27 protein-coding genes are annotated in these 25,781 nt (G+C 65.7%); 19 read left to right on the plus strand and 8 right to left on the minus strand.

Annotation, left to right across the window (positions count from 1 at the left end; all coding sequences use genetic code 11):
• Positions 1-128 precede the first annotated feature (128 nt).
• Together ACILQR_RS07025 and ACILQR_RS07030 are read left to right on the plus strand one after the other, a co-directional pair.
• Positions 129-1,394: a type III PLP-dependent enzyme gene (locus tag ACILQR_RS07025; protein ID WP_395650747.1), complete on the plus strand. Its 1,266-nt coding sequence runs from the start codon at positions 129-131 to the stop codon at positions 1,392-1,394.
• A gap of 112 nt (positions 1,395-1,506) precedes the next feature.
• Positions 1,507-2,559 (plus strand): deoxyhypusine synthase, encoded by a 1,053-nt coding sequence (locus ACILQR_RS07030; RefSeq protein WP_271145491.1) that lies wholly within the window; start codon positions 1,507-1,509, stop codon positions 2,557-2,559.
• 27 nt (positions 2,560-2,586) lie between these two features.
• Here the strand turns inward: ACILQR_RS07030 and mutM are convergent, their stop codons facing one another.
• Positions 2,587-3,450 carry a bifunctional DNA-formamidopyrimidine glycosylase/DNA-(apurinic or apyrimidinic site) lyase gene (gene mutM / locus ACILQR_RS07035; RefSeq protein ID WP_395650748.1) on the minus strand — a complete coding sequence of 288 codons (864 nt, stop codon included), beginning with the start codon at positions 3,448-3,450 and terminating at the stop codon, positions 2,587-2,589.
• Positions 3,451-3,583: 133 nt separating this feature from the next.
• On the opposite strand from mutM, the gene ACILQR_RS07040 reads away from it, so the two are divergent.
• Positions 3,584-4,300, plus strand: coding sequence for a phosphatase PAP2 family protein (locus tag ACILQR_RS07040; RefSeq protein WP_395650749.1), 717 nt, complete (start codon positions 3,584-3,586; stop codon positions 4,298-4,300).
• Between the two features lie 68 nt (positions 4,301-4,368).
• A complete protein-coding gene (locus tag ACILQR_RS07045; protein ID WP_395650750.1) occupies positions 4,369-6,426 on the plus strand; it encodes an OPT family oligopeptide transporter in 2,058 nt (685 codons plus the stop codon).
• Here ACILQR_RS07045 and ACILQR_RS07050 read toward each other — a convergent pair whose 3' ends face one another.
• Genes ACILQR_RS07050 through ACILQR_RS07060 form a run of 3 tightly spaced genes read right to left on the minus strand, consistent with a single transcriptional unit; the run spans position 6,427 to position 7,653 of the window.
• Positions 6,427-6,762: a helix-turn-helix domain-containing protein gene (locus ACILQR_RS07050; RefSeq protein ID WP_395650751.1), complete on the minus strand. Its 336-nt coding sequence runs from the start codon at positions 6,760-6,762 to the stop codon at positions 6,427-6,429.
• A complete protein-coding gene (locus ACILQR_RS07055; RefSeq protein ID WP_395650752.1) occupies positions 6,759-7,097 on the minus strand; it encodes a type II toxin-antitoxin system RelE/ParE family toxin in 339 nt (112 codons plus the stop codon). The genes ACILQR_RS07050 and ACILQR_RS07055 overlap by 4 nt, the downstream gene beginning before the upstream one ends.
• Before the next feature lie 25 nt (positions 7,098-7,122).
• Entirely contained in the window at positions 7,123-7,653 is a 531-nt protein-coding gene (locus tag ACILQR_RS07060; protein ID WP_395650753.1) for a prolyl-tRNA synthetase associated domain-containing protein, read from the minus strand.
• A gap of 51 nt (positions 7,654-7,704) precedes the next feature.
• On the opposite strand from ACILQR_RS07060, the gene ACILQR_RS07065 reads away from it, so the two are divergent.
• The 4 genes from ACILQR_RS07065 (at position 7,705) to ACILQR_RS07080 (ending at position 11,797) form a co-directional block, all read left to right on the plus strand.
• The gene (locus ACILQR_RS07065) at positions 7,705-8,445 is read left to right on the plus strand and encodes a DUF6065 family protein (RefSeq protein WP_395650754.1); all 741 of its coding nucleotides are present in this window, start codon (positions 7,705-7,707) and stop codon (positions 8,443-8,445) included.
• Between the two features lie 98 nt (positions 8,446-8,543).
• Positions 8,544-9,392 (plus strand): oxidoreductase, encoded by an 849-nt coding sequence (locus ACILQR_RS07070; protein ID WP_395650755.1) that lies wholly within the window; start codon positions 8,544-8,546, stop codon positions 9,390-9,392.
• Positions 9,393-9,455: 63 nt separating this feature from the next.
• On the plus strand, positions 9,456-9,866 hold the full coding sequence (locus ACILQR_RS07075) for a DUF3597 domain-containing protein (protein WP_395650756.1): 411 nt from the start codon (positions 9,456-9,458) through the stop codon (positions 9,864-9,866).
• An 89-nt stretch (positions 9,867-9,955) separates the two neighbouring features.
• A complete protein-coding gene (locus ACILQR_RS07080; protein ID WP_395650757.1) occupies positions 9,956-11,797 on the plus strand; it encodes a DNA polymerase III subunit gamma/tau in 1,842 nt (613 codons plus the stop codon).
• Between the two features lie 7 nt (positions 11,798-11,804).
• Here the strand turns inward: ACILQR_RS07080 and ACILQR_RS07085 are convergent, their stop codons facing one another.
• Positions 11,805-12,416 carry a malonic semialdehyde reductase gene (locus ACILQR_RS07085; protein ID WP_395650758.1) on the minus strand — a complete coding sequence of 204 codons (612 nt, stop codon included), beginning with the start codon at positions 12,414-12,416 and terminating at the stop codon, positions 11,805-11,807.
• Positions 12,417-12,575: 159 nt separating this feature from the next.
• Here ACILQR_RS07085 and ACILQR_RS07090 point away from each other — a divergent pair, with 159 nt between their 5' ends.
• The 10 genes from ACILQR_RS07090 to pdeM all read left to right on the plus strand — a co-directional run bounded on the left by ACILQR_RS07090 (position 12,576) and on the right by pdeM (position 21,094).
• Entirely contained in the window at positions 12,576-12,905 is a 330-nt protein-coding gene (locus ACILQR_RS07090) for a YbaB/EbfC family nucleoid-associated protein (RefSeq protein WP_292155249.1), read from the plus strand.
• A gap of 4 nt (positions 12,906-12,909) precedes the next feature.
• Positions 12,910-13,527 carry a recombination mediator RecR gene (recR, locus tag ACILQR_RS07095; RefSeq protein WP_395650759.1) on the plus strand — a complete coding sequence of 206 codons (618 nt, stop codon included), beginning with the start codon at positions 12,910-12,912 and terminating at the stop codon, positions 13,525-13,527.
• Between the two features lie 12 nt (positions 13,528-13,539).
• Positions 13,540-14,028, plus strand: coding sequence for a DUF29 domain-containing protein (locus tag ACILQR_RS07100; RefSeq protein WP_395650760.1), 489 nt, complete (start codon positions 13,540-13,542; stop codon positions 14,026-14,028).
• 46 nt (positions 14,029-14,074) lie between these two features.
• A complete protein-coding gene (locus tag ACILQR_RS07105; protein ID WP_395650761.1) occupies positions 14,075-15,304 on the plus strand; it encodes a DNA recombination protein RmuC in 1,230 nt (409 codons plus the stop codon).
• A gap of 67 nt (positions 15,305-15,371) precedes the next feature.
• Positions 15,372-15,824 (plus strand): hypothetical protein, encoded by a 453-nt coding sequence (locus ACILQR_RS07110; RefSeq protein WP_395650762.1) that lies wholly within the window; start codon positions 15,372-15,374, stop codon positions 15,822-15,824.
• Between the two features lie 4 nt (positions 15,825-15,828).
• Complete coding sequence (locus ACILQR_RS07115) at positions 15,829-16,017, plus strand: helix-turn-helix transcriptional regulator (protein ID WP_395650763.1); 189 nt, start codon at positions 15,829-15,831, stop codon at positions 16,015-16,017.
• Positions 16,018-16,030: 13 nt separating this feature from the next.
• Positions 16,031-16,615, plus strand: coding sequence for a hypothetical protein (locus ACILQR_RS07120; RefSeq protein ID WP_395650764.1), 585 nt, complete (start codon positions 16,031-16,033; stop codon positions 16,613-16,615).
• Positions 16,616-16,682: 67 nt separating this feature from the next.
• On the plus strand, positions 16,683-17,660 hold the full coding sequence (locus tag ACILQR_RS07125; RefSeq protein ID WP_395650765.1) for a TraB/GumN family protein: 978 nt from the start codon (positions 16,683-16,685) through the stop codon (positions 17,658-17,660).
• 39 nt (positions 17,661-17,699) lie between these two features.
• Positions 17,700-20,351, plus strand: a complete 2,652-nt coding sequence (locus tag ACILQR_RS07130; RefSeq protein ID WP_395650766.1) for a ligase-associated DNA damage response DEXH box helicase — start codon at positions 17,700-17,702, stop codon at positions 20,349-20,351.
• Positions 20,348-21,094 (plus strand): ligase-associated DNA damage response endonuclease PdeM, encoded by a 747-nt coding sequence (gene pdeM / locus ACILQR_RS07135; protein WP_395650767.1) that lies wholly within the window; start codon positions 20,348-20,350, stop codon positions 21,092-21,094. Before ACILQR_RS07130 ends, pdeM begins: the two co-directional genes overlap by 4 nt.
• 979 nt (positions 21,095-22,073) lie before the next feature.
• Here the strand turns inward: pdeM and ACILQR_RS07140 are convergent.
• Both ACILQR_RS07140 and ACILQR_RS07145 read right to left on the minus strand, forming a co-directional pair.
• Complete coding sequence (locus ACILQR_RS07140) at positions 22,074-22,226, minus strand: hypothetical protein (protein WP_395650768.1); 153 nt, start codon at positions 22,224-22,226, stop codon at positions 22,074-22,076.
• Between the two features lie 249 nt (positions 22,227-22,475).
• Positions 22,476-22,724: a DpnI domain-containing protein gene (locus tag ACILQR_RS07145; protein ID WP_395650771.1), complete on the minus strand. Its 249-nt coding sequence runs from the start codon at positions 22,722-22,724 to the stop codon at positions 22,476-22,478.
• A 183-nt stretch (positions 22,725-22,907) separates the two neighbouring features.
• Here ACILQR_RS07145 and ACILQR_RS07150 point away from each other — a divergent pair, with 183 nt between their 5' ends.
• The gene (locus tag ACILQR_RS07150; protein ID WP_395650769.1) at positions 22,908-25,199 is read left to right on the plus strand and encodes a P-loop ATPase, Sll1717 family; all 2,292 of its coding nucleotides are present in this window, start codon (positions 22,908-22,910) and stop codon (positions 25,197-25,199) included.
• Between the two features lie 42 nt (positions 25,200-25,241).
• Here ACILQR_RS07150 and ACILQR_RS07155 read toward each other — a convergent pair.
• Positions 25,242-25,781 (minus strand): UvrB/UvrC motif-containing protein (locus ACILQR_RS07155; RefSeq protein ID WP_395650770.1); only part of this gene is annotated, 540 nt, incomplete at its 5' end.

A 25,781-nucleotide genomic window follows, 5' to 3' on the forward strand; every position in this document is an offset into this window, starting at 1 on the left:
GGCCACGAAAAAACCGCTTTACATGACAGTCCCGTGACCCTAAATCGCGCCTTCCGGCGGACCCCGTAGGTCTATACGTTGCGCTGCTAACGCCGGCTAGGTTTAACAATTACAGGGGTTTACGTGAATTGCGCACGTATCATTTTCCCCTGGACCTGGTCCGCGAGCGGTCCCCTGAACGTCCAGTCGCACTCGTGCGGCCGCGTTCGGTTTCCGTAGCGGCGCGCTGGTTCCAGGACAATCTCAAGGCTGACGTCTTCTATGCTGTGAAGGCCAATCCGTCCGCGTGGGTCATCCAGGCTCTCGTTGACGCTGGCGTGACCGGATTCGACGTCGCATCGCTTGCCGAAATCGAGCTGGTTCGCTCGGTCAGCGCCGACGCGCGCCTGGCCTTCATGCACCCGGTCAAGAGCCGGGCGGCGATCACCAGGGCCTATTTCGATCACGGCGTCCGCACCTTCTCGCTCGACTGCGAAGACGAGCTGCAGAAGATCCTCGACGCCACCGGCGGCGCGACGGACCTGAACCTGCTCGTGCGCATGGCGGTCTCCGCCGACGGCGCGGCCTATTCGCTGTCGGGCAAGTTCGGCGTCTCCACCGATCAGGCCCCGTCCCTGCTGCTGGCCACGCGCCGCGCGGTCGTGGACGGTCTGATGGGCGTCTGCTTCCACGTCGGATCGCAATGCATGCGCCCGACCGCCTATCAGGCCGCCATGGCCCAGGTCGGTCGCGCCATCAGCCGCGCGGGCGTGATCGTGGACATCGTCGACATCGGCGGCGGTTTCCCCTCGGTCTATCCGGGCATGGTCCCGCCGGACATGAGCGAATATGCCGACGCCATCCATCGCGGCTTCAACGACATGCCCGTGTCGGAAACGACCGAGCTGTGGTGCGAGCCCGGCCGGGCCCTGGTCGCCGAATCCTCGTCGATCCTGGCCCGTGTCGATCTGCGCAAGGGCGACGCCCTGTATCTGAACGACGGGTCGTACGGCTCGCTGTTCGACGCGACCCACTCGCGCTGGCCCTTCCCGACCAAGCTGGTCCGGGACGGTGATGCCTCGGCCGATCTCAAGCCGTTCCAGTTCTATGGACCGACCTGCGATTCGATCGACCACATGCCGGGTCCGTTCTGGCTGCCGGCCGACATCCGTGAAGGCGACTTCATCGAGATCGGCATGCTGGGCGCTTACGGCGTGGCGATGTCCACGGGCTTCAACGGCTATGGCGAGCACGATCTCGCCGTCGTCGAGGACGCCCCGATGGCCTCGCTGTACGGTCTGGCCCCGCGCTCCATCCCCACCGTACGCACCACGGCGGAGGAAGCAGCCCGCAAGGTCGTCCGTCTGTCGCGTCCGAAGGGCAAGGCCGGTCAGCGCAAGAAGGCCCGCCGTTAGGGTCTGGCGCGAAACCGTCACCTTTGCATTCTAATCAGCAGCGGCCCGTCGCTCCGTCCGGGCCGCTGCTTTCCTTGACGACGGGCGCTCAAACCAAAGGGAAACCCTTGCAATGAACGCTCCCGTTCAGTCCAACACCAAGGCTCAGCTGCTCCAGAACGTCGTCGAGCACATCGACATCACGTCCTTCGACGCCCGCCCGATCATCGATTCGATGCGCAAGATGAGCTTCAGCTCGCGCGACACGGCCCGGGCCGCCGACATCTTCTCCATGGCCATCGAGGACGCCGACTGTTCGCCGTGGCTGATCCTGGCCGGTTCGACCTCGGCCGGCGGCTGCATGCACGTGTACCGAGACATGGTGAAGTTCGGCATGATCGACGCGATCGTGGCCACCGGCGCCTCCATCGTCGACATGGATTTCTTCGAGGCCCTGGGTTTCAAACACTATCAGGCAGCAGGCGAGGTGGACGACAACGTCCTGCGCGACAACTACATCGACCGGATCTACGACACCTATATCGACGAGGAAGAGCTCCAGAACTGCGATCACACCATCCTGGAGATCTGCAACGCGCTGGAGCCGCGCGCCTATTCCAGCCGCGAGTTCATCTGGGAGATGGGCAAGTGGCTCTCTGAAGGGAATGCCAAGAAGGAAGGGTCGCTGATCCAGACCGCCTATGAAGAAGGCGTGCCGATCTTCTGCCCGGCCTTCGTCGACTCATCGGCCGGCTTCGGCCTGGTCAAGCACCAGAAGGAGCGGATCGCGGCGGGCCAGCCCTATCTGATGATCGACGCGGTCGCGGACTTCCGTGAACTGACCGACATCAAGATCGCAGCGGGCGTCACCGGCCTGTTCATGGTCGGCGGCGGCGTGCCCAAGAACTTCGCCCAGGACACGGTCGTCTGCGCCGAGATCCTGGGTATCGAGGCCGAGATGCACCGCTATGCGGTCCAGATCACGGTCGCTGACGTCCGCGACGGGGCTTGCTCTTCCTCGACGCTCAAGGAAGCCGCCTCGTGGGGCAAGGTCCAGACGACCCACGAACAGATGGTCTTCGCCGAGGCCACGACGGTCGTGCCGCTGATCGGCTCCGACGCCTATCACCGCGGTGCCTGGAAGAACCGCGACAAGCGCCGCTGGGCCAAGCTGTTCGGAAAATAAGACGATCCCTTTGCCAGAGGCGCGACCTCAGCGCTTCTGGCAACTCGGGCAATAGAAGGTTGATCGACCGGCCTGCACGATGCGTTTGATCACGCCCGTGCAGGTTTCGGCCGTACACGGCTGGCCCTCGCGGCCATAGACGTCGAACCGGTGCTGGAAATAGCCCTGGCCCCCGTCGGCATTGGCGAAGTCGCGCAGGGTCGAGCCGCCGGCTGCGATGGCGTCGTTCAGCACATCGCGCACGACCCGGGCCAGGGTCTCCAGCCGGGGTTTCGACACCTTGCCCGCCGCGATCAGAGGCGAGATGCGCGCCCGGTACAGGGCCTCGCAGACATAGATGTTGCCCAGACCCGCCACATTGCGTTGGTCCAGCAGGGACACCTTGATGTTCTGGGTCTTCCCGTCGAACACCTGGGCCAGATGCGCGCCGGAAAAGCCGTTGCCGAGCGGTTCGGGGCCGAGCGCCCTGAACCACGGGTGATCCTCGACCGCCTCGGTCGGGATCAACCCCATGAAGCCGAACCGGCGGGCGTCGGCGAAACCCACCCGGGTCGTCGCATCGCCACGCACGGCGCAGAAGCTCATATGTTCGTGCTTGCCGGCGATGGGGGCCGGTTCCTCGAACTCCCCGACCTGGGTTCCGTCCAGGGTGAAGCGGCCCGTCATGCCCAGGTGTGTCACCCAGGTCTCGCCGGTCGACAGGGCAGCCAGCAGATATTTGGCGCGGCGGTCGATCCGTTCGACGGTCGCGCCGTCCAGCCGTTCGACGAACCGCTCCGGAAACGGAAACCGCAGATCGGGCCGGTTCTGGCGCACGCGGGTCAGCCGCGCTCGCACCAGAACGGGCTCCAGGCCACGCCGGACGGTTTCGACCTCGGGAAGTTCAGGCATGTCCGTACCCTAGACGGGGCCGCCTTCGGGGAGAAGCCGCCTCAAGCTTGACCATTCGAACCGGGCGCGGCGCTCGCTCGCACGGCTTCAGGTATCGATCGCCGCCGGTGTGCGGCCCGGCGATCCGGTCCCCGTGGCCCTGGCGGCGGTCGTGATCCTGTCGATCTATTTCCTAGTGTTTCCCGGGGTGGACCTGGCCGTCAGCGAGGCCTTCCACCAGGCGGGCGACGGATTTCCCCTGTCTCAGAATCCGATCCTGAGGACGCTGCGCAAATCGTCCAGCTGGGTTCTCGCCGGGCTGCTGATCGTGACAGTGGGTGCCCTGGCGTGCCGTCGCTGGTCCGTTGGGCGTGGCGGTGTCGGCCCGGTCGGGGTGGGCCTCGGACGGCGCTGCGCCTTCCTGCTGGTAGGGCTGGTGACGGGACCGGGTCTGGTGGTCAATACGGTGCTGAAGAACGGCTGGGGGCGGGCCCGGCCCGTCCAGACCGACCTGTTCGGCGGCGAGGCGAGCTTCAGCGGCGTCTGGCAGGTCAGCGATGCGTGCCGCGACAACTGTTCGTTCGTCTCGGGCGAGGCATCCTCGGCGACCTGGATGGTGTGCGCGGTCCTGTTGCTGGTGCCTGCGCGCTGGCGAACCCCGGCGGTCGCGGTCGCGGCTGTCTATGCCGTCGCGCTGTCGCTGAACCGGGTCGCCTTCGGGGGGCACTATCTGTCGGACGTTCTGCTGTCCTGGGCGATCACGGCCCTGGTGCTGGCCGGGCTCTACCGGATCATGGCCGCGGCACCCGTGCCCGGTCGGCGGCCCCTGCCGGTCTTGAAACGTCGCAGACCCGTGGTCGTGGTCGCCTGACCTGATTGCGGCCGTTGCGCCGGAACGGAATTCCGGCTTACCTCCGCCGTTCGAGAGGGACCCACGACATGACCGACACACCTGCCCCCGCATCGACCGTCAAACGCGTCGAACTGACGATCCGGGCCCTGGTCCTGGGGTGTCTGCTGGCGGTGATCTTTACGGCCGCCAACACCTATCTTGGTCTGAAGGTCGGGCTGACGTTCGCCTCGGCGATCCCGGCGGCGGTCATCTCCATGGCCATCCTGCGGATGTTCAAGACCTCGACCATCTGGGAGAACATGACGGTCCAGACCGTCGCGTCGGTCGGCGGGGCCATGAGCTCGATCATCTTCGTGCTGCCGGGCCTGGTCATGGTCGGCTGGTGGCTTGAGTTTCCGTTCTGGGAATCGGTCCTGATCTGCGTGTTCGGCGGCGTGCTCGGCGTGACCTTCTCGATCCCGCTGCGCCGTGCGCTCGTGGTCGATGCCGGCCTGCCCTACCCGGAAGGCGTCGCGGCCGCCGAGGTCCTGACCGTCGGCTCGCGCGGGGCCGAGCAGACCGACGCTGCCGTGCGCGAGAACAAGGCCGGGCTGTGGGTCGTGATCACCGGCGCCGTCATCTCGGCCGGATACGCCCTGCTGGTCGCGGGCCGGGTGTTCGCGGGCGAGGCGGCGCGGTTCCTCAAGCTTCCGGCGGCGTTCGGCGGTGGGGCGACCGGTCTCGGATTCGGGATGCAGTTCGCGCTGCTGGGCGCGGGCCACCTGATCGGCCTGACGGTCGGTCTGGCCCAGGCGTTCGGCCTGTTGCTGGCCTGGGGGATCGCGGTGCCGATCCTGACCAACCCGGACACCATCGCCTGGCTGACGGCCAACGGCATTCCCTCCATCGCCACCACGCTCGAGCCGGGCGTGGCCGCCGAGGAACTGGCCTCCACCGTCTGGCGGCGCGAGGTCCGGTTCATGGGCGCGGGCGTCATCGGCGTCGCTGCCATCTGGACCCTGATCAAGCTGGCAGGGCCGCTGATCGGCGGGCTGACCTCGGCCCTGGCCGCCAACCGCCGCCGCAACTCGGGCGAGGTCCTGGCCCGGACGGAACAGGATATCCCGATCAACATCGTCGCCGGTCTGTCGGTCGCCTGTCTGATCGGCATCGGCGGCCTGCTGGCCTGGTTCGCGCAAGGCAACGCCACCCTGGCCGGATCGACGGCCCTGCTGGTCGCCGGCGGCCTGATTTATGTGGTCATCATCGGTTTCGCCGTGGCGGCCATCTGCGGATACATGGCTGGGCTGATCGGGTCGTCGAACAGCCCGGTATCGGGCGTCGGCATCCTGGCCATCGTCATCGCCTCGGTGCTGATGCTGGGGGTGCTGGCCATCGCCGGCCTGCCCGCCGATCCCTCGGTCGTGGCCTTCGCCCTGATCGTCACGGCGGTGGTGTTCGCCGTCGCCGTCATCGCCAACGACAACCTTCAGGACCTCAAGACCGGCCAGCTGGTCGAGGCCACGCCCTGGCGTCAGCAGACGGCCCTGATCGTCGGCGTGGGGGCCGGCGCCATCGTCATCCCCTTGATCCTGAACCTGCTCAACAAGGCCTTCGGTTTCGAGGGTGGACCGGTCGGGATCGCCGATGCGCCCCTGGCCGCGCCTCAGGCGACCCTGATCTCGGCCTTGGCCAAGGGGGTGATCGAGGGCGGCCTGCGCTGGGACCTGATCGGCATCGGCGCGGTGATCGGGGTCGTGATCATCGTCCTGGACATCGTCCTGAACGCCGTCACCAAGGGCAAGGTCAAGTTGCCGCCCCTGGCCGTTGGCATCGGCTTCTACCTGCCGGCCGCCGTCACCACGATGCTGGTGATCGGCGCGGTCTGCGGCTGGGTCTATGACCGGGCGATCAAGACCACCCGGTTCGCCGACGTCGGCCGCCGGATGGGGGTGCTGCTGGCATCCGGCCTGATCGTGGGCGAGAGCCTGTTCCTGGTCATGACCGCCGGGGTGATCGTGTTCACCGGCAACGACGCGCCGTTCGCCATGCTTCCCGAGGGCTCGGCCTGGCCGGCCATGCTGTCGGGCATCGCCGTCTTCGCGGTGCTGGTGTTCGGCCTCTACAGCTGGATCAGGAAGGTGTCGGCGAAGGTGGAGGGCTGATCAGGCGGTCAGCAGGTCGTCGATCACGTCAGGTCGTCGCTCGATGATGGTGAGGAGCAGTCGGTTGGCCTTTTCCGGAGGCTTGCGGTTCTGCTCCCAGTCCCGCACCGCACCGGGCGAGAAACCGTAGCGGGCCGCGAACGCCACCTGCGACAGGCCGGTTCGAGACCGGATCGCCTTGACGTCTACGTGGTCAGGGACGGCGACCCGATGCAGGACATAACTGTCGGCGGGCGCGACGCCGTCCAGAATGGCCTTGGCCTCGGCCAGTCCGGCCATGATGCGATCGTGGTCTTCGTCGCCGATGTCGATGGCGGGTCGTCTCGTCTTGCTCATGGTCGCATTCCGCTTTTAAGGGTCTTGGCCACATCCTTCATCGCCGCCAGCGCGCGCGGAGTGAAGTTGGCCGCATTGGATTTCGACAAGACCGCCAGCAGGACCACGGGGGCATTGTCGCTCACATAGAGTGTCACCACCCGATAGCCGCCCGACTTGCCGCTGCCTTCACGAGGGACGCGGACCTTGTAGAGGCCACCGCCCAGGGACACGCCGCCGGTCGGGTTGGCGGCAATGATGTTGATGGCCGTCGTGATCTCCGCTTCCGTCATGCCTTCGGCCCTGGCCTGGGCGGTGAAGGCGGCGGTCTGGGCGACAACGATCAGCACAGCCACAATGTACGGCCGGGCCGTATCTGCGTCAAGCGCCGGGAGTTCGATCGAAATCCGCCACGATCGGCTCGCGGTCCAGCAGGGCCAGGAACCGCCGGAACGCCGCCTGGTCCAGCGCGGTCGTGGCCGTATTGGTCAGGGGGTGGAAGTTGACGATGTCGGCCTCCCACAGGCGGCGGTCGAGGACGAACCGGACCTGATGCTCGACATCGTTGATCAGGCCCAAGGCCGTCACCGAGCCCGGGCGGACGCCCAGCGTCGCCCACATCAACTCCGGACTGGCGAAGGAGAAGCGCCCCGTGCCCGGCGGCGCGCCGATCAGGGCGGGCACGCGGTTCAGGTCGATCACCGTGTCCTGGGCCGCGGAGATCAGCCACAGCCTGGACTTCTTGTCCTTGAGGAACAGGTTCTTGGTGTGGGCACCGGGCATTCCGGCCTTGAGATCGAGCCCCTCCTCGACGCGGAACACGGCCGGATGGTCGTGCGTCGTCTGGGCGATGGCGTTGTCGGCCATCCAGGCCAGCAGGCCGTCGCGATCACAGGCAGGTTGAGCCGTCATGGTGTGCCGGGCTAAGGGTTGAACCGCATCGATACCGCTTGGAGCCCGCCCGTGGAACTGGAATGCTATCCGATGACCGGGACGCCGCCGGATCTGATCCCGGGACGGCAGTCGCGCAACTGGATGGACGCCTTCATCTCGCGGCACCCCTATCGGTGTTTGCCGCTGAACATGGCCAATACGACGGGGTGGGAAATCCTGTGCCCGTTCGGCTTCTCGGCCGAGTGGAACGGCGGGCCCAGCCAGAACGACATCACCATCACACCCGACCGGCCCAACCCCCAGGCCGACCATTTCGTGACCTCGCATTTCTCGCGCGGGGTCCTGACCATGCACCCCCAGTATTTGTTCCGGACGCCGCCGGGCTGGGGCATGACCTGTTCGGGGTCGCCCAATCACGTGAAGGACGGTATCCAGGCCCTGGTCGGGCTGATCGAGACCGACTGGCTGCCGTTCCCGTTCACGATGAACTGGATCTTCACCCGCCCCGGCCGGATCAAGTTCGAAAAGGGCGAGCCCTTCTGCTTCATCAACCTTGTCCAGCACAAACAGGTCGAGCAGTTCCAGCCGGTGATCCGATCGCTGGATAGCAACCCCGTGATGAAGGGCCAGTTCGAGGCCTGGAACCGCCAGAGGACCGACTTCAACAAGCGGCTGGCGTCGGGCGACCCCGATGCGGCCAAGGAGGCCTGGCAGCGCTTCTACTTCAAGGGCGAACTGCCCGAGGATCTCGGCACGGCCCCGGAAAGCCATTCCAACAAGCGCCGGCTGAAATCGCCTCGGGTGGGGTGAGGTCTGGCTTCGCGCGGTGCCGCGATACGGACGACGGCCGGTTGCCAGATCCGTTGCCCTTCCCCACCTGAGCGGCTTGCCGCAAACGGAGCTCGCGCATGGTCGACCACGACACCCCCGTCTGGTTCATCACCGGCTGTTCGACCGGGTTCGGTCGCGACCTGGCGCTCGCCTTGATTGACGCCGGTTACCGGGTCGTGGCCACCGCGCGCAAACCCGAAGACATCGCCGATCTGTCCCAGAGCGGTGGCGAGCGCGTCCTGGCGGTCCGGCTCGACGTCACCGACGACGCCCAGGCCGAGGCTGCCGTCGCCCAGGCGCTGGCGCGGTTCGGCCGCATCGACGTGCTCGTGAACAACGCCGGCATCGGCTATTTCGGCGCGATCGAGGAGAGCGTCGAGGCCGAGGTTCGGTGGATGTTCGAGATCAATTTCTGGGGCCTGGCCCGGATGACCGAAAAGGTCCTGCCGTCGATGCGCGCGCGGCGAGCCGGGACGATCGTCAACATCTCGTCGGTCGGCGGGATCAGGGCCTCGGCGGGCGTGGGGTATTACAATGCGACGAAATTCGCCGTCGACGGCTGGTCCGAGGCCCTGGCGACCGAGGTCAATCCGCTGGGCATTCGCGTCCTGATCGTCGCGCCGTCGGCGTTCCGCACCGACTGGGCCGGACGTTCCGCCAACGAGATCGTCGATCCGATCGAGGACTATAGCGCCACCGCCGGCGCGCGCCGGGCCCAGATCCGGGGCTGGTCCGGAGCCCAGCCCGGCGACCCCAAACGCGCCGCCAAGGCGATCATCGACGCCGTCGAGTCGGAGACCCCGCCGCTCCGCCTGCTGCTCGGCAAGATGGCGCTGCAAGGCGGGCGGGCCAAGATCGAGGCGTTGAGGGCCGATTTCGACGCCTGGGCCGATGTCACCGAAGGGGCGGATTTTCCTGAGGCCTGACGAGGCTCGGGAACCGCTTGGCTTGCGGATCGCTCCTGTCGCTCAACGGCAGGAGCGGACGTCATGAGCATTCTCGGTAACATCCTCGGCGGCATCTTTGGGCGCAAGAAGGACGACCACCCCACGGCGTCTCCCGCGCCCCGGCCCACGCCCACGCCGATGCCGGGCGCGGCCCCGATGCCCTCGGTCGCCCCGACCGCAGCGGTGACGGCAGAGCCCGTCGACGTCGCCGGAATCCTCGACTTCAAGAACAGCGTCCGCGACGAGAAGCTGAACTGGCGCACCTCGATCGTCGATCTGATGAAGCTGCTGGGGCTGGAAAGCTCGCTGTCAGAGCGCAAGGAGCTGGCCGAGGAGCTGGGCTACACCGGGGACACGTCGGACTCGGCCAGCATGAACATCTGGCTGCACAAGCAGGTGATCCAGAAGATCGTCGATAACGGCGGGCAACTGCCACGCGATCTTACGGCCTGATCTGGGCGCTACCGCTCAACCTGCGGCGTCTCGCGGCTTGAGCGCGTTCGGAGTCGCATCGTCGGGCGGGTTCGCGGTAGGTTCGGGTCATGACCGACATCGACCTTGATTCCGGCGATCCGCCCTGGGCGGAAGACGATGCGCCCGAGCGGGACGACAACACCGACGACATGTTCGGTGCGCCTGCGGCCGCGCCGGTCGCTGTGGCCGAGACCGGCCCCAGGGAAGCGCCCCGGCCGGTCCCGGTCTCCGAACCTGCCCCCGTCGAAGGGGACGGCGAGGCCTATACCGTCCTGGCGCGCAAATACCGGCCGCGCACCTTCGAGGACCTGATCGGGCAGGAAGCGATGGTGAGGACGCTCACCAACGCCTTCGCCACCGGCCGGATCGCCCACGCCTTCATGCTGACCGGGGTGCGGGGGGTCGGCAAGACGACCACCGCGCGGCTGTTGGCCCGGGCGCTGAACAACGAGACCGACGTCATCGACCGGCCCTCGCTGGAGCTGACCGCCTTCGGTCGCCACGACGCGGCGATCATGGCGGGCCAGCATATGGACGTCATGGAGATGGACGCCGCCAGCCATACCGGCATCGAGGGCATTCGGGACATTATCGAGAGTGTCCGCTATGCTCCGGTCGAGGCCCGCTACAAGGTCTATGTGCTCGACGAAGTGCACATGCTGTCCAACAACGCCTTCAACGCCCTGCTGAAGACGCTGGAAGAGCCGCCGCCCCATGCCAAATTCATCTTCGCCACCACCGAGATTCGCAAGGTGCCGGTGACGATCCTGAGCCGCTGCCAGCGGTTCGACCTGCGCCGCGTCGAGCCCGAGATTCTGGTCGAACACCTGTCGCGGATCGCCGGCAAGGAGGGCATGAAGGTCGAGGACGACGCCCTGGCCCTGATCGCGCGGGCCGCCGAGGGGTCGGTGCGCGACGGCCTGTCCCTGCTGGATCAGGCCCTGGTCCAGGGCGAGCGCGGCGAGACGGTCAAGACCGAGGTCGTGCGCGACATGCTGGGCCTGGCCGACCGGTCCCAGACCATCGCCCTGTTCGAACAGATCATGGCCGGCCGCACGCCCGAGGCGCTGGAGAGTTTCCGGACGCTTTATGGCTATGGCGCCGATCCGGTGCAGGTCACCAACGACCTGCTGGAGCATTGCCACGCCGCCTCCGTGGCCAAGATGCTGGGGCCCGATGCGACGCGGCTGCCTGCGGATCAGGCCCGGACCCTGGCGGCGCTGGGAGCGGCGATCTCGGCGGGGACCCTGTCGCGGACCTGGCAGATGCTGCTCAAGGCCCTGGACGAGGTGCGGCGTGCGCCGAGCCCGGCCGATGCGGTCGAGATGGCCATCGTCCGCCTGGCCTACGCCGCCGACCTTCCGGGACCGGAAGAGGCGCTGAAGGCCCTGCAGAACGGGGAGGTTCCGGGCGGTGCCGGGCCCCGTGGTGGTTCAGGTGGCGGCGGGGGCGGTGCCTCGGCCCAGATGGCCCCGCGCGCGGCGGCCCGACCCAGCCTGCCGGACCCCCAGACCTTCGAGGCCACGGTCGCCCTGATCGGCGAGAAGCGCGAGATCGCGCTGAAACTCGACGTCGAACGTTATGTGAAGCCGGTGTCGTTCAAGCCCGGGGCCATCGTCTATGAGAGCGGTCCCGGCGCGCCCGTCGGCCTGGCCCAGCGGCTGGCCGGACGGCTCAAGGAGTGGACCGGCCGCACCTGGCTGATCGCCGCCAACGGCCAGGGCGGCGGCGAGACCCTGATCGAACAGGAGAAACGCGGCCGGGCCGAGGAACGCGCCGCGGTCGAGGCCGACCCCTTCGTCACCGCCGTCATGGCCGCATTTCCGGGCGCGAAGATCACCGACATCAAGACCCTGGCCCCCGCCGTCGAAATGCCGGCGATCCCGGACGACGACGGGGACGAGGACTGAAGCCGGTTCAGAGGGTCTTCGCTGCGTCCTCGAACGCCAGTCGCGGCGAACGGGGGAACAGGTTCACGTCGGTGCCGTAGCCCAGGTTGAGGATGAAGTTGGGCTCGATGTTCGGCTCGGGAAAGAACTCGGCCTTCACGCCTGCCGCGTCGAATCCCGACATCGGGCCGACGTCGAGGCCCAGGGCTCGGGCCGCGATCATGAAATAGCCGCCCTGGAGCGAGGCGTTGCGGAAGGCACCTTCCTTGCGTGCGGCCTCGTCGGCGAACCAGTTTTTCGCGCCGGGCGCGTGCGGGAACAGGTAGTCGAGGTGTTCGTGAAAGGCGTTGTCGGTGGCGATGATGACGTTGACCGGGGCCTTCAGCGTCTTGGCCTGGTTGCTGCCGCTCATGAAGGGCGACAGCCGCGCCCTGGCCTCCGGCGTCGTCAGGAAGATGAACCGCGCAGGGGTCGAGTTCACGGCCGTCGGGCCGAATTTGGTCAGGTCGTAGAGTTTGCGCAGCAGGGACTCGGGCACCGGCCGATCGGAAAAATCGTTGCGGGTGCGGGCCTCGGTGAACAACTGGGCCAGGGCGGTGTCGTCGAGCGCGACGTCGCGGGTGGAGGGGTCATAGGCCATGGGAGTGTCCGATTGAATGGAAACAAGTTCGGTTGCTAAATAGCTCTGTGGCGCTGCGATGCAAGACCAGTCCCGGCAATGCAGCGTTTCCGGTCCGGCGATCAAGCGCGGTGTCGCCGCCCCCTGTTGCAGCGCACCGCTTCGGCCTATCTAGAGGCCATGAAAGACCTCAACTCCCTCATGCAACAGGCCCAGGCGATGCAGCAGAAGCTGCAGGACGCCCAGGCGAAGATGGCCGAATCCTCCGCGTCCGGCACCTCGGGCGGCGGGCTGGTGACCGTGGCGCTGAAGGGCCCCGGCGAGATCACCGGCGTGACCATCGACGACAGCCTGCTGGTCCCCGGCGAGGGCGAGATCCTGGCCGACCTGATCGTCGCCGCCCATGCCGACGCCAAGCGCAAGCTGGATGAGATCAACAACGGCCTGATGCGCGACGCCGCCGGGCCGCTGGCCGGGATGAACATCCCCGGCATGCCGAAACTGTTCTGACGTCTTGGCCGCCTCCGCCGGACCCGAGATCGAGCGGCTGATTTCGCTTCTGGCCAAGCTGCCGGGGCTGGGTCCACGCTCGGCCCGGCGTGCGGCCCTGCAACTGCTCAAGAAGCGCGAGCAACTGCTGGTGCCGCTGGCGGCCGCGATGGCCGAGACGGCGGAGAAGGTGTCGTCCTGTTCGGTCTGTGGCGCGCCCGACACCCGCAACCCCTGCTCCATCTGTTCGGACCCGAGCCGCGACAACGGCCTGATCTGCGTGGTCGAGGAGGCCGGCGCCCTGTGGGCCATGGAACGATCCGGTGCGTTCCGGGGGAAGTATCATGTCATGGGCGGGCTACTTTCCGCGCTGGACGGCGTCGGTCCCGATGACCTGCGGGTCGCCGAACTGGTCGGCCGGGCACGGAGCGGTATCGGCACCGACGGTGCCGTGCGCGAAGTGGTCCTGGCCCTGCCTGCCACCGTCGACGGCCAGACCACGGCCCACTATCTGGCCGAACGGCTGGCGGGTTCCGGGGTGGAGGTGACGTCCCTAGCGCGTGGGGTTCCCGTCGGTGGCGACCTCGACTGGCTCGACGACGGCACCATCGTCCAGGCGCTTCGAGCCCGGCGTCCGGCGTGATATAGTCGGGCCATGGCCGACGATCTGCAAAAGCCGCCCGTCTCAGGAAGCGATCTCTACGAGCGCGACTACCTCGCCTGGACCGAGGTTCAGGCGTCCGCGTTGCGCGCCCGACGGGGCGGCGAGAACGCGCTCGACTACGACAATCTCGCCGAGGAGATCGAGGACTTGGGCAAGTCGGAATACCGCGCCTGCGAAAGCCAGATCGAGAACATCCTCGAACATCTGCTGAAGATCGAGTTCATCGGGCCCGTGGAAACCATCCCCCACTGGCGAGGCGAGATCGCCGGCTTTCGTCACCAGTTGTCCAAACGCCTGACCGCGACCATCGAGAACCGGGTGCGGCCCGAACTCGACGACGCGTTCGCCTATGCGGTCAAGTCTCTGGAGACTCGGGGACTACTGGAACGGGCCACGGTGCTGGCAAGCCGGTCCGGCTATGACTGGACCCAGGTCGTGGACTCGGACTGGTATCCCGAACCTCGGTACGGCGGTAGCTGAACCCACACGCCTTTCCCGGACGGCCGATTCCGTCTAGGAACGGAGCATGAACACCCTGGTCCCCATCCTCGCCGCCCTCGCCGTCGCTTTCGGCGCGGCGTTTCTGTGGGCCTTTATGGGGTGGCAGAAGGCGAAGTCGGGGCTGGATGCGGCCCAGCACCGCATCCAGCTGATCGAGGAAAGCCGCGTCACCATGGGCGATCTGCTCAGGGCCCAGGCGGCCCAGTCGGCACAGGCCATCGCCGACCAGATGGTGACCCGCGCCACCGAGTCCTTCCAGGCCCAGGATCGTGTCGCGCAGCAGCGGATGGAGGCCCAGCTCAAGCCCGTCGCCGACACGCTGAAAGCATTCCAGGAACACGTCTCGGCTCTGGAAAGGGTTCGCGTCGAGGAGACGGGCGGGCTCAAGGAACAACTCAACCTGCTGATGACGGCGTCGTCGGCGACCCGCGACGAGGCCCGCAAACTGACCGAGGCCCTGCGCGGCAATACCGGGCGACGCGGACGCTGGGGCGAACAGACCTGTCGCAATGTGCTGGAGGCGGCGGGCATGGCCGGACGTTTCGACTTCACCGAACAGACGTCGGAGCTCAATGACGAAGGCCGTCATTCGCGGCCCGACTTCATCGTCAAACTCCCCGGTGGCGGCATGTTCGTGATCGACGCGAAGGTGTCGCTGGCCTTCGCCGACGCGACCGACGGCGACGAGGACGCCCAGGCGCGAGCCGCCTCCCTGCGCACCGCCACAAGCATGAAGACTCACGTGCGCCAGCTCTCGTCCAAGGCCTATCAGGACCAGTTCAAGCCCAGTCCCGACTTCGTGGTGATGTTCGTGCCGGGTGACGCCTTCCTTTCGGCCGCCCTGGACCATGAGCCCGACCTGATGACCCAGGCGATGGATTCGCGTGTCGTCATCGTCACCCCCACCACCCTGTTCGCCCTGTGCAAGGCCGTCGCCTATGGCTGGCGCGCCGAGGAACAGTCTCGAAACGCCGACGAGGTGGCCCGTCTGGGCCAGGAGCTCTACAAGCGTCTGGCCGCCATGGGCGGACACGCCGCTGCCGTGGGCCGGTCGCTGGAGGGGGCGGTCGGACACTACAACAAGCTGGTGGGGTCGCTGGAGAGCCAGGTCATGGTCCAGGCGCGTCGGTTCGAGGATCTCCAGGTCAACCACGAGGGTCGCGCCCTGCCCGAACTGACCGCGATCGACCAGTCCCCCCGCGTCCTGACCCGGCCCGAGCTCGTCGCGTCGGACGAAATCCGCAAACTCGTCTGACAAGGCTGCTTGACAGCTATGCGGTGTGATGTAAAACACCCTTGTCCAAACGACAGGGGAGTTTGTCATGGCCAAGGGGCTTTGGGGTGTGATCGGCAAGAGCCTGCTGGGGCTGCTCGGCCTGCTGGTTCTGCTGTTCGTGACCGGGGTCGCCTTCGGATACATGTCCGCTCACGGCGTGATGACGTCGGACGATGCCGTGGTCTGGATCATGACCATTTTCGCCGTCCTGATCATGATCGGATCGCTGTGGGTCGGTGTGGCCTGGATGCGTTCGATCGACGAGGCGGCGCGCGAGGCGCACAAGACGGCCTGGTACTGGGGCGGTACGGCCGGAATGGCGGTCGGCGGTGTCGGCGTCATCCTGTCGGGTCTGGACCAGGCCGAGGCGCTGCGTTTTGCCGTATCCGGCCGAACCGATCCCGCCGCCTATATGGCCGCCGGAGCCATGCTGATGCTGTTGCTGATGCTGGCCGGCTACACCATCGTCTGGGCGTGGTGGTGGCTGGCGCGGCGGTGATGTCATGAACAACCGCCTCAAGGTCCTTCGCGCCGAACGCGACTGGAGCCAGGCCACGCTGGCCGAACAGCTCGGCGTGTCGCGCCAGACCGTCAACGCCCTGGAGACAGGCCGCTACGACCCTTCACTGCCCCTGGCCTTCAAGATCGCGCGGGTCTTCGGCCAGCCCATCGAAGCCATTTTCTCGGAATAGGGAGGTACGACTGATGCACACCGAAAACACCGCCCGCCGGCCCGTCTGGCAAAAGATACTCGGCATCGCCGCCCTGGCCGGGATGGGCGGGCTGAGCGGCTACGCTCTCGCCGGGCTTGGCCGCGACCTCATCGGCAGTTGGGAAGACGAGGTGGCCATGTTGATGGCTGTCAGCCTGACCGCCATGGCCGTGGTCAGCGCCGGCGTGATGGCGACCCGACCCCGGGACGTGCCCAGGGGCTGCGGCCTGCTTCAAGTCCTCGTCCTGCTGCTGGCCGGGGTGATGTTCGCCCTGCCGGTCTTCGGCGCCACGCTGCTCGATCCCAACCTGGTCTTCGTGATCATCCTGGGCCTGCTGGCGGTCCAGACCGTCGCCAACCTCATGCTGTGGCGCGCTGCGGATGAGATGCTGCGCCGCGTGATGGCCGAGACCAGCGCCATGGCCTTCTGGGCTCTGCAGACGGCGCTGTTCGTCTATGCGGCCGCCGAACGGCTGGGCCTGATCGATGGCCTGACCGCCTGGGGCATGACCGGCATCCTCATGGGCGTCTATCTGGCCGCTTCGATCATCGCGACCGTCCGGCGCGGCATGACCTGAACGGTCGCCCGGCCACCCCTTCTCTTTACCGTTTCCATCCTTCACGCTGACCACAAGGATTTCAGCCATGACCACGCTTGCTCGCCTCAAGACCTCCGTCGCCGATCTGGGCCGTTTCGCCGGAGGGTCGATCCTGGGCCTCGCGCTCGCCGCCGCCCTGGTCGCCGCCCCCGCCAAGGCCCTGGCCCAGGCCGCGCCGGCGACCACCGCTGCCGCCCCGGCCGCCGTCCTGCCCGCGACGGGGTCTGGCCCGGCCCTGTGGGTGATCAAGGACGCGGACTCGACGCTCTATCTGTTCGGCACGGTCCATGTGCTGCGCCCGACCACGGCCTGGGGCTCGGCCAAGGTCGATGCCGCCTTCGCCGCCGCCTCTGACATCTATTTCGAGATCTCCAACCCCGACGACCAGGCCGCGATCCTGCCCCTGATCCAGCAGTACGGGATTTCGCCGCAGACGCCCCTGTCCAGCCTTCTGACGCCCGCCGAGATCGCCGACCTCGACGCAGCGGCCCAGACCATGGGCGCCTCGGCGGCCCAGCTCGATCCTTTGCGTCCCTGGATGGCGGGCCTGACCCTGTCCATCGCGCCCCTGATGAAGGCCGGGTACGATCCCGCCTCGGGCGTCGAGACGATCCTGAAAGCGCGGGCCCTGGCCGGTGGGAAATCCGTCCGCGGATTTGAAACCCTCGACGAACAGGTCCGCGTCCTGGCCACCCTGCCCGAAGACGCCCAGCTGCAGTTCCTGCGCAGCACGCTGGAATCGTTCGACGCCGCGACGACGGAGCTGGACGGCCTGGTCGCCGCCTGGGCCGCCGGTGACGTCGCGGGCATCCAGGCCCTGGGCGTGGACGAAATGAAAGCCACCGCGCCGGCCATCTACGATGCCCTGCTGACGCGTCGCAACGCCGGGTTCGCTGACGACATCCAGGGCCTGCTGGCCGGATCGGGCACCGCCTTCATCGCGGTCGGCGCGGCCCACCTGGCCGGACCCGACAGCGTCCAGGCCATGCTGGAAACGCGCGGCGTCACCGTCGAGCCGCAATAGGTCTCGCGAAAACAGAAGGGGAACATCTGGCGCTGCCGGATGGTCCCCTCTATCGTGGCGGGAATGGACCTTCCGCCCCTGTTCGCCGACTGGTTCGCCACGCGCGGCTGGTCCTTGCGGCGCCACCAGGCCGAGATGATCGCAGCGGGACAGGCGGGGCATCACGCCCTGCTGGTCGCCCCGACCGGTGGCGGCAAGACCCTGGCCGGGTTCCTGCCCAGTCTGATCGAACTGGCCGAGCGGGGGCCGCGTCCGACCTTCGGGCCGGGGTCGGGGGTGCATACCCTCTATGTCTCGCCGCTGAAGGCCCTGACTACCGACGTCGAGCGCAACCTGATGACCCCGATCCGCGAGATCGGCCTGAACATCCACGTCGAGAGCCGCACCGGCGACACCAAGCAATCCAAGAAGCAACGCCAGCGCGAGTTCCCGCCCGACATCCTGCTGACCACCCCCGAACAGCTGGCGCTGTTCTGCGCCTGGGACGGGGCGCGGGCCTATTTCGCCGACCTGAAATGCATCGTCCTGGACGAGGTCCACGCCATCTGGAGCGGCAAGCGCGGCGACCTGCTGAACCTGGCGCTGGGCCGGTTGCAGAGTTTCTCGCCGGCGATGCGGCGGGTGGCGTTGAGTGCGACGATCGATGATCCTGGGCTTATTCAAGACTGGTTGAGCCCTTCCCCCCTTGCGGGGGAAGGTGGCAGCCGGAGGCTGACGGATGGGGGGTACGAGGATACGGATGATGCGCGTCCGGACTCCCCCGCTGTCGAGACCCGGTCTCACCCCCCATCCGTCTCGCTCCGCGAGCCACCTTCCCCCGCAAGGGGGGAAGGAGTCATATTGGTAAAGGGCGACCCCGGCGCTCCCCCGGTCGTCGATGTCCTGGTCAGCGAAGGCCACGTCCCCTGGGCCGGGCATACCGGCCAGCACGCCATCCCCGAGGTCTATGACGCCATCAAGCGGTCGGGGATGACCCTGATCTTCGTCAACACCCGGTGGCAGTCGGAGTTCGTGTTCCAGCGGCTGTGGGAGATCAACGACGAGAATCTGCCCATCGGCCTGCACCACGGATCCCTGGCCGCCGAACAGCGGCGCAAGGTCGAGGCGGCGATGGCACGGGGCGATCTCAGGGCCGTGGTCTGCACTTCGACTCTGGATCTGGGCATCGACTGGGGCGACGTCGATCTGGTCATCCAGCTGGCCGCGCCCAAGGGGGCCAGCCGTCTGGTGCAGCGGATCGGCCGTGCCAACCACCGCCTCGACGAGCCCAGTCGCGCCCTGATGGTCCCCGCCAGCCGGTTCGAGATGCTGGAGTGCCAGGCGGCGAGGGAAGCCGTCGCCGAGAACGCCTTCGACTGGGAGCCGCACCACATCGGCACCCTCGACACCCTGGCCCAGCACGTGATGGGCGTAGCCTGTTCCGAACCGTTCCGGATGGACGATCTGTATGCGGAGATCACCGGCTGCGGACCCTACGCCGCCCTGACCTGGGAGCAGTTCGAGGAGGTGGTCGATTTCGTCGCGACCGGCGGCTATGCGCTGCGGACCTACGACCGGTTCGCTCGCATCGTCAGGGACCGCGAGGGCCGCTGGACCGTCCGCAATGCCCAGCTCGCCCAGCGCCACCGCATGAACGTCGGGGCCATCGTCGCGGCCGGCACGCTGAACGTCCGGGTCGCCTCCCGCCGCGGCGGGGCGACGAAACAGCTGATCGGCGGGCGCAAGGTCGGCGAGGCCGAGGAGTGGTATTTCGAACAGCTGACCCCCGGCGACACCTTCATCTTCGCCGGCCAGACCTGGGCCTTCCAGGGCATCAACGGCACCGACGCCCTGGTCACCCCCGCCCAGGACAAGGACCCGAAGATCCCGTCCTGGGGCGGGTCGAAATTCCCGATGTCGACGTCGCTCGCCGTCCGGGTCCGCGACATCATCCAGGACCGCGACCGCTGGCGCGTCCTGCCGCCCGACGTGCAGGAGTGGCTGGAGCTGCAGGAGGCGCGGTCGGCGATCCCGCGTGCGGATTCCATGCTGATCGAGACCTTCGCCCGGGGCAGCCGCCACTATATGGTCGCCTATCCGTTCGAGGGCGGGCTGGCGCACAATACGTTGTGCATGCTGCTGACGCGCAGGCTCGACCGGCTGGGTGTCGGGCCGCTCGGCTTCGTCTGCACCGACTATTCGCTGGCCATCTGGTCGATCAAGCCGATGGACGAGCTTGATTTCGACGCCCTGTTCCAGCCCGACATGCTGGGCGACGACCTCGAATCGTGGCTGGAGGAGTCGTTCATGATGAAGCGCACCTTCCGCAACTGCGCCCTGATCTCGGGGCTGATCGAGCGCCGCCAGCCGGGGGCGGAGAAGACGGGGCGTCAGGTGACGTTTTCGACCGACCTGATCTACGACGTGCTGCGTCGGCATCAGCCCGATCACCTGCTGCTCAAGACGGCGCGGGCCGATGCGGCGTCGGGGCTGCTGGACGTGGCGCGGCTGGGGGCCCTCCTGAGCCGGATCGCGGGCCATATCGAGCTGCGCGCCCTGACCCGCGCCTCGCCGTTCAGCGTGCCCGTCCTCGTCCAGATCGGGCGGGAGCGGGTCGGGGGCGACGCCTCGGACATGATCCTGGAGGGCGCGGCCGAGGACCTGATCGCCGAGGTCATGGCCGATGCCGAACCGGAACCCCAGGCCGCATGACGGCCCTGAAACGCACGGAGACCTGGCGCATGACCCTGTCGCCGAGCCGCAGCCGCTGCGGCGGACTGCACGTCACCATCGCGGGCGAGCGGTGCGTGATGCGCTGTTCCGGCGCGCTGCACGTGCTGGACCACGACGTCCTGATCGCCGCCGACCTGCACCTGGAAAAGGGCTCGGCCTATGCGGCGCGGGGCCAGATGCTGCCCCCCTATGACAGCGCCGCCACCCTGTCCCGGCTCGAGGACGAGATCGCCGAGCTCAACCCCGCCCGCGTCGTCCTGCTGGGCGACAGCTTCCACGACCGCCGCTCCATTCCCCGCATGGCCGAGTCGGACCTGCGCAGCCTGGAGCGGATGGCCTTCGGCCGCGACTGGCTGTGGCTGGAGGGCAACCACGACCGCGACGCACTCGGTGCCGACCTCGACCGCCTGCCCGGATCGGTGATCGAGACCCTGTCACTGGGCACCCTCCGCCTCGTCCACGAGCCGCAAGCGGGCGATCAGCCGGGCGAGGTCGCGGGCCATCTGCACCCCGCCGCCACCGTCGTCGCCCATGCGCGGCGCGTCCGCCGCCCCTGTTTCATCACCGACGGCCAGCGGGTGATCCTGCCCGCCTTCGGCGCCTTCACCGGCGGCCTCAACGTCCGCGACCCCGCCATCGCCGCCCTGTTCGCCAGCCCCCCGCTGGCGGCCGCCCTGGGGCGGGACCGGGTGCATCCGATCGCCTGGGGTGCGCTGGTCTAGGGGCGTCCGGCAGTGCGGGTGCTAGTGCCAGTGCTAGTGAGCAAGGAATGAGCGTCACCCCAAGCACGGTGGCAACAGTCCGAAGCACGGCCGCGGCCAACCCCTCACGCCTGGCTCACTAGCACTGCCACTAGCACTCAACCGCGCACGCCTCTTCGCCCTCACGCGCCTCCCCGGATCGGCCTCGGCTGCGCCTCGTTGTCCGAGGATGACGTGATTCTGCGGTCTCCCGCCGCAAGGCGACGGGAGTGGGAAGGGCCGGCGGAGCGTCCGGGCTCCCGCCCGGAAGAAGATAGAGAATACCGTTTCGGCGAAAGACGAACGCTCCGCGTGCGTGGTTTTCCGGGAGCTGTACGGCTCGTGTTTCCACGAACCAGCGGGGGTATTCGCCCCTTGCCGCTACCGCGCCCCCGGCGGGAGGGTGGCTCCCTTGCAGAGCCATCCCCTGAACGATCCGACTCTCTGCGCCAGACCCTTTGTACGACCGGCGACATCGCCCCCGATCCCCCGGGCGCCGCGCCCAGCCTCCCGAGGGACGCCGGCTTCGGAGCTCGCCAAGGCTGACCGACGACGAGGCCTCGACCGCCCCGCTCCACACACCCCCGCCGCAACAAGATCGCAAGGCCTTGCGCCCTTCCCCGCGACGGGACGGAAAGCATCATAGAGGGCTTCTGACCCTGGGCGTGTTCGAGGGGGTGTTTTTCGGGGCAATCCCTTGCGGGGCAAGGGATTGGAGGCGCGAAGTTCGCAAGTTCGAGGCGCTGGACAAGCCGGGATTCCTTCTCCCCTTGCGGGAGAAGGTGGCTGAGCGAAGCGAAGTCGGATGAGGGGTCACGCCGATCTTTGAACTCGCAGTCTCGGTCGCCACCGTCGAGGCCGTGCGACCCCTCATCCGTCAGCCTTCGGCTGCCACCTCAGTCGATCGCGATGCGCTCTCCTTCGACCCCCGCAAGGGGAGAAGGGAAGGGGGAGGTCGGCCTCACGTCCGCCGATACGTCCCCCGCCCGTTGAACGCCAGCCACCCCTTGTCCCGCAGCACCTGCAGCTGCTGCCTGATCTTGGGCCGGGGCCCGGACTTGATCCGGGATGTTGTTGCCCGGATAGGTCGCCGCCAGCCGCGCCTCGAACCCATAGACGGCGGCCAGGGTGAACTCGGGCCAGCCCCGCTCCCTCTCCCTGCGGGAGAGGGCTTGAGCGCACGGGCGCGGAGCGGTCGTTCTTGCGCGCAAGGGTGAGGGGCTATCGTCGAAGTCTGCGCAAGCCGTATCCCCGCCCGTGCAACGGCTCACGCCGACTGAGAAACCCGACCCTCACCCTTTCGGCTGGCGGCTCGCTGCGCTCTCCGAGCCTCAAGCCCTCTCCCGCCGGGAGAGGGGCCAGGTCAGTCCGTGCGGCCCTTGGTGGCCTTGAGTTCGTATTCCTCGGCGCAGACGCCGCATTGGAAGTCGGCCACCGGCGAGTTGGCCGCGAAGGCGGTCAGGGGCGTCGCGCCGCAACGGGGACAGAAGGCGTTGGCGGCGACCCAGCCCTCGCTCAGGACGCGGGTGTTCTGGGTCGGCCCCTTGAAGACCGCCGCCTCTTCGGAGAAGCCGAGATTGCTCCAGGGGATGTCGTCTTCGGTGAGGCAGATAGCAGGGCTAGTTTTGGATGACCCTCACTCTCCATAACGAGCATTGCACGAATGCGAACCAATCTGAGAGTGCGAAGTTGGTTGTGGGAAATGCGGCAAGACAAGAGATGCTTGACTACACCGACTCGCAACTCAGGTAAGAATCGGCGCACCGTTACGAGTTGAACCGAGAGGCTTAGCCCCATGATCGAAGTTTTTGTTGCCTACGCGTCGGGAAACGATTTCCATGGGTCGATGATCCGCAAGGCGTGCGAGGGAGCTTCAACGCCATCCAGGAAACTTCTGCCATGGTCCGACCGAGACACGTCGGGATTTCCCATTGCCCAATCCGTAGAGGATTGGATCGAGCGCGCGGATAGCTTCATCGGAGATGTGTCCACCGTAAACGATAATGTCACCTTTGAAGTGGGACTTGCTATCGGACTCGGAAAACCATGCAGGTTCATCCGTTCGACGCACGTGGATTTCACCCCGACGAAGAATATCGGACTGCTCGATACTTTGGGGCATGATGAATACGGTTACGAAAGCCAGCTAGAACGTACGTTAAAGAAAAACGACACATCGTCCAGATGGCCGGACGTGCCAAAACTGAAGAACCAACCCCTGTTCGTTCTGCAGCCACCGACGCCTCTCGATTGGTCCGTTCGTCTGAATAGTGCCGTCAAGAAAACTGCCAGACTAAGATTCAGAGGCTTCAACCCCTCGGAAATAAGCCGACTCAGTGCCCTAGAGGCTTACGAGCAGGTTATGTCGTCATACGGTGTAATCTCCTGCTGGTCTCCGGGTCAGGGTGAAGAAGCACGACGAAACAATCAACGAGCGAGCTTCGTTCATGGTCTAGCTAAAGGAAGAGGTATTCCCTGCCTGTTGATTGCACGTGAAGGCGAAGCGCTTCCACTTGATTTGAACGATATAGCAACCCGATGGAAGGAACTCTCCGATTTTGACAAGATCATTAGTCGATTTAGAGATGAAGTTGCCGACCTTCAGAATGATTTTATCGAAACAAAATCTGATCGCGGTAACATTCTCGATCAAGTAACTTGTGGAGATCCTACAGCAGAAAATGAAGCTGCGGGACTATCCCAATATTTTCTTGAGACAGAAGGGTTCCAGAAGGCTTTGAATGGTGAGGCAAGCGTACTTGTCGGCAGGAAAGGTAGTGGGAAGACAGCTGTATTTATTCGAGTTCGTGATCGAACTCGAACCGACAAATCAAACATTATAATCGACCTGATTCCAGATGGTTATCAGTTGGTAAAAATGAAGGAGTATATACTAGACCAGCTTGGTCACGGAGCGAGAAAAGAAGTCATATCTGCGTTCTGGGAGTATGTTCTTTGGCTAGAAATTGCCTACAAGCTGATCGAGAAGGATGAGCAGAAAGCGTACAGAGATCCCGCATTACTCGTAAAATTTGAAAAGCTTCAAGCGCTATTTAATGATCGCGTTGATACTGGTGCCGGAGATTTTTCCGAGCGTCTCAAGAGATTAACATCATCTATTGTGGCTCGTTTTGAAGCCCACAAAGATGATGGTCAAGACATTAAAGACCTAAAGTCATCTCATGTTCTTAGAATAATCTATGGAGAAGACATCAAAAATCTAAGAGCTACCGTTCTAGATTATCTCCGCATAAAAGGATTTGTCTTCTTTATGGTGGATAACTTAGACAGGTTCTGGACTCCTGGAGGTTTTACAGATGACGACGCCCTAATCGTAGTCGGTCTAATCGAGTCCATGCAGGAGATTACGCGAAAGTTCCGAAATAATGGCTTGGATTTTCGCTGGTCTATATTTGTGAGAAGTGACGTTTACGAGTTTCTTGTTCGTGGTATGGCGGACTATGGGAAGCTTGCCGTCCAAAGTTTGGAATGGTCTGATCGAGATTTACTCAAGGTAATGTTTGAACGGCGGGTACTTTCCGCATTTTCAAACACGACGGTCGGATGGCGGGATCTATGGGGCACCGTGTCTGATGCATATGTTTCGGGTAAGCCAGTCCTGGACTTCTTGGTGGATGGGAGTCTTATGCGTCCAAGGTATCTTATCCGATTGTTTGAGACGGCGAGGCGTCGTGCAATAACCTTCGGAAGGTCTAGAATCGTCGAGCAGGACTATTCATCGGCGCTGAAAGAACTCGGCTGGCAGGTGATCGAGGATTTGGATCGAGAGATTGCGGATTTGATACCCAATGGTTCCGACCTGCTGTTTGAGATCATTCACGCTGGAGAGGGGCTGACAGTCGATAAGTTTAGGTACGTCGCCTCGAAGAAGTTGACCGATCCCGAATCAGTCAATCGACTTTTAGAAGTGATGCTGTGGAATGGTAGCCTTGGTGTCTGCCAGAACGGCCAGCCGAAGTACATATTCGATTGCGGCTACAAACGTCAGTATCTGACCGCGTTGATCGAAGCTGACAGCGACGCCAGATTATACTTGCATCCTACGCTTCGGGCCGCTCTTGCTTAGGGGGACGATCTCCACTGAATGCGGCCAGCGGGCTAAGTCCCCCTACAACCGCCCCTTCCTGAACGCCTCCTGCTTCTCCGCCTGCGCCTCCTTGCGCCACCGCTTCGGCGCGGATGAGTCGACCTCTTCGCCCGCCCCGGTCAGGACCTCGTTGGCGAACTCCAGGTCGAGCAGTTTGAGCTTCTTGATCTCGTCGCGGATGCGGCCGGCTTCCTCGAACTCGAGGTTGGAGGCGGCCTCGCGCATCTTCGCCTCCATGTCGCGCAGGGTGGCCTGGAAATTGTTGCCGATGAAGGGTTTGGCGTCCTCGCGCACCCCGGTCGTCGGGATCAGGACGCGGTCCTTCTCGTACGGGCTGTTCAGGATCTCCTTGATGTCGCGCTTGACGCTCTCGGGCGTGATGCCGTGTTCGAGGTTGTAGGCCTCCTGGCGTTCGCGACGGCGGTTCGTCTCGGCCATGGCGCGCTCCATCGAGCCGGTGACGCGGTCGGCATAGAGGATGACGCGGCCGTCGACGTTTCGGGCCGCGCGGCCGATGGTCTGGATCAGGGAGGTCTCGGAGCGCAGGAAGCCCTCCTTGTC

The organism is Brevundimonas sp. (assembly GCF_044239655.1).
In the GTDB taxonomy this organism is placed as follows: domain Bacteria; phylum Pseudomonadota; class Alphaproteobacteria; order Caulobacterales; family Caulobacteraceae; genus Brevundimonas.